The 3040-nt window shown below is 46.5% G+C and carries 4 protein-coding genes; 1 reads left to right on the top strand and 3 read right to left on the bottom strand.

All coding sequences use genetic code 11. The features are described from left to right. A partial coding sequence (locus Q5Y71_RS16525; RefSeq protein ID WP_306043182.1) for a lytic polysaccharide monooxygenase occupies window positions 1–219 on the bottom strand: 219 nt, incomplete at its 3' end. A 48-nt stretch (window positions 220–267) separates the two neighbouring features. Here Q5Y71_RS16525 and Q5Y71_RS16520 point away from each other — a divergent pair. Further along, window positions 268–540, top strand: a complete 273-nt coding sequence (locus Q5Y71_RS16520; protein WP_306043181.1) for a hypothetical protein — start codon at window positions 268–270, stop codon at window positions 538–540. 371 nt (window positions 541–911) lie between these two features. Here Q5Y71_RS16520 and Q5Y71_RS16515 read toward each other — a convergent pair whose 3' ends face one another. Further along, window positions 912–1202 (bottom strand): DUF4880 domain-containing protein, encoded by a 291-nt coding sequence (locus Q5Y71_RS16515; protein ID WP_301418326.1) that lies wholly within the window; start codon window positions 1200–1202, stop codon window positions 912–914. Beyond that, a complete protein-coding gene (locus Q5Y71_RS16510; RefSeq protein ID WP_306043180.1) occupies window positions 1199–1714 on the bottom strand; it encodes an RNA polymerase sigma factor in 516 nt (171 codons plus the stop codon). The genes Q5Y71_RS16515 and Q5Y71_RS16510 overlap by 4 nt, the downstream gene beginning before the upstream one ends. Window positions 1715–3040 lie beyond the last annotated feature (1326 nt).

Raw genomic sequence — 3040 nt, 5'->3', positions numbered from 1 at the left:
GTTGATACCGTTCCAATCGTAAAATGGCTGTGAACCTCTCACCGCTTTGGCGGCGGCGCAGGTAGGATCCCTGGGGTTTTCCGGATTATTCAGGTAGCAGTTGTATACCCGGCTCTTCGGGATGATCATGGACTCATGGGCCATGTTCTTGGCAGGTACTAAAGCCATAAGCACTGGTAGCGATGCTGTGAACAAAAACGATAGTGTATATTTTTTCATAAAACCCTCTCCGTTGAATGCTTGGATATCTCCGTGAGTCGGAAGCCCTTGAATGACAGCTTTCGATCTGCCTTGACGGTTGACTCAAATGCGCATTGTTTTCATTTGCCGATCCACGAACGTCAGCAACACAGCTACGACTGCGCACCATTGTTTTGTACGGCAACGGCATGGGCTGAAAAGACAGGTTGTTTTGTCAAAAAAATAGTGAAAGAAAGCGCTGACATTCTCGAAAGAGCTTATTCTGAAACGAAGGTGTTGACTGTGATCTGCATGGCGCAACTTGTGCTGGCACGGTTTTTTCTTCAGAGTTGCTATTGATGCACAGTTCAGGAAGGTCCATGTTAGCTTACGCAGCTATTGTATGCATCATCGCGTTGCCATTGGTGAAACGGGGCGAATTACTAGGGCCTGTATTTGGGCTTGATATCATGGAAGGGTTACAGCGGTATGGCTACGATATTAGGGCCGACACCCTCTAGCCGATGCTGCACAGGCTGGAAAAGGCTACCTGATTTCCAGTCGTGAAAGTGGCGAGTGCAGCCCGGGGCGCGTATACACCATTACCGGCAAGGGCTGCAACGCACTTAACGGTGCCAAAGTCAAGGTCAGGGAATTATTGGGTGAACTTATTCAGTGGTGTTGAGGGCATACTGTTCTTATCCGCCTGCCAGACCAACAGAGAGCAGGGCCTAGCTGGTTGTGGCGGCTAACAGGGCTATGCAGCGCACCCCCTTGGCCAGGAAAGTATTGCGATCCTCCTGCCTTGCCGCCAGGATAGCCGCATCTTCGGCAACTGCGTTGAAAAATGCCCAGTCACATTCCATTTGTCGGTAAGCCAAACGGTTTTCCTGCGTCTGGTTAAGCCATTGGGTAAACCAGCACCGCGCCTGTTCGTGCATATCGCCTGCCTGTTGTTCATTAAACCAATAGATGGCAGCCGCACGCAGTGTTTTGTAATTAGAATGGGTTTTCAGTTTCATGTTTCGTCCTCCATAACCTGTCTTATCCGCACAAGTGCGCGGTGAATAAGCTCCTTTACCGATTCCTTGGAAATATTCATCTGTTCGGCAATATCCTGATATGTCATATCCTCAAATCGGTGAAACTGGAAAGCGGCACGTGCCCGTGGCGGCAGACCGACAATCGCCTTTACGACGCGACGGTACTCCTGCATGCCGATAACGGTGCGCTCGGGAGAAATAACGTCGGGAATCTCTAACTCGTATTCAAGAGCATCTTGAAATGTACGGGATCTCGATTTCTGGTGCCGGCTACGGCTGATCAACAGATTTCTGGCAACGGTGAAGATATAGCTTTGTGGGTTGAGGATCTCTGTGTCCTGTTGCTTCACCTGCAGGTGGAGCTGGAAGAAAACCTCCTGTACCAGATCGTCAATATCGGCATTGTTTACCCGTGGTGCGAAATAGCGCCGCAGGCCTGAGCCGTACTCATCTATCCATGTGGAAATAACTCTTTCGCAGTATGTTATCATATAAAAACCGGCTTAGTGAATCGAGTTAACATGAGGGTGTCAGACATAGTGAAAGTCTGGTCTCTGAACATGGAGATAACCTGGTGGCTTTTTCTTTCTGGAAATCGGTTGCAGATGTTGGACAAGGTAATTCCTTTTTTACTGAGGGATAAGGTTAATCGGTGCTCGAATATGGCTCCTAAGATCTGCTTGCCAGGCAATAAATATAAGTGTTGCCTTGCGAGTTTGATTGATTTTCAATAATCTTTTTCCGGGTCACGGTTGCGGGCCGCTCTTGTATACAGTTTATTGGCGAGCAGTATTTCAAAAAATGAATGCAATATAATTGGGTGGCAACAATGTAAAATTATCGGTTTTCAAGTCAGTCAATATATTTTTCGAAGCACCGTCTTTGAAGTCTTTTCCGGATTTTTATCTTGTATACTAGATTTCCCGCAGCCAATCGCACAATCTGATTGGGTGCAGATAAAAATGGGAGAAAAATGCTTTCTTTTTCCATTTTGATGATAAATCCAAATTATTATAACTTCCTTGCGTGGCTGCCATTTACGGTCTAGCCTATGCAGCATTCAAAAGTCAAGAGAGGGGTGCAGGTGACTCAGCAATTGCTATGTGCTCTGCATCTCAATTGTGATTTTATCAGTGACTCCTCTCAAGAGGTCGGTGCCAGAATAACCTCAATTGAGAATTTAATAAACGATTGTCACTACCACTATGATGAAATAAGTGCCAAAATTATTTCTTCTGCATGAAAAATACTTGCAGTTTTTTCCGTTAAGAAAGGTATTCATGCGGATGCTTTTAACCAGTTATGCAGAGAAATTTGTAATGACCAGTAGGTCTTTATCCTGTTTGTCAATGACTGTTTGGTTTTACTGTTTTTCTTTGCATTTGACAGCGGCGCTAGCTGCAGAAAAATGATACCGCCGCTGTGTCGCATTCACCCGATCACTGGCCCGAGTATTGGCTTTTTAATCCGGTAACCCAGACTTGCCAGCGAGTGATACAGGCGTGCTTGGATGATGAGACTGGCAACAGAAAAATACTGGAATGCAAGGAGTTATGGATGTTGGTTTTACATCATGAAAACAGTTGACTGCTCGGGCGATTGGACAAGCTGAGCAATGCACTCATGCTGTAGCACGGCGGTGGCTTGACTGGCAATTTGTGCCATGCCCTACTGCCATTGTGCATAAGAGAGTGCCTGGCATTCTTAAAACACCCTGAGCTGTAAACTGCCTTGTCTGACAATAGCACAGGAGGTAAAAGGCCAGGAGGGGAGGAACTGTTTACATGGTACCCACAACGGTGTCCGACTGAAAAAAG

The organism is Microbulbifer sp. 2205BS26-8 (assembly GCF_030731025.1).
Taxonomy (GTDB): Bacteria; Pseudomonadota; Gammaproteobacteria; order Pseudomonadales; family Cellvibrionaceae; genus Microbulbifer; species Microbulbifer spongiae.
Note: the sequence above shows the minus strand (reverse complement) of the source record. Positions and strands in the feature narration are given on the sequence as shown.